Origin of the sequence: Moraxella sp. RCAD0137 (assembly GCF_002894025.1) — a bacterium.
GTDB lineage: Bacteria > Pseudomonadota > Gammaproteobacteria > Pseudomonadales > Moraxellaceae > Moraxella > Moraxella porci.
This window is the reverse complement of the sequence record NZ_LTCC01000041.1, coordinates 1-327: the sequence shown is the minus strand read 5'-3', so window position 1 is coordinate 327 and position 327 is coordinate 1. Positions and strand designations below refer to the sequence as shown.

Here is a 327-nt window from a genome sequence, read left to right as displayed (position 1 = left end):
ACACTACCATCGGCGCTAAGACGTTTCACTTCTGAGTTCGGGAAGGGATCAGGTGGTTCCATCTTGCTATTGTCGTCAGCGTAAAAGGATTAACAACGCTGTTATGAGTCTGTTATTTTATTTTTTTGCTTTTGCTTTTTTGCATTAGCGTTATCAAGATTGATTCAAGCTTATAGGTAAAATCTTTACACTTACCATCAACACATTCAGTAGTATTAAACCACTTGGGTGTTGTATGGTCAAGCCAAACGAGCAATTAGTATTGGTTAGCTACATGTATCACTACACTTCCACACCCAACCTATCAACGTCGTAGTCTACAACGGC

General features: G+C 39.8%; 2 rRNA genes. Both read right to left on the bottom strand.

Features of this window, described 5'->3' with window-relative positions:
* Positions 1-80 (bottom strand): 5S ribosomal RNA (gene rrf / locus AZ602_RS09935); the annotation flags it as partial.
* Positions 81-235: 155 nt separating this feature from the next.
* Positions 236-327 (bottom strand): 23S ribosomal RNA (locus tag AZ602_RS09930); the annotation flags it as partial.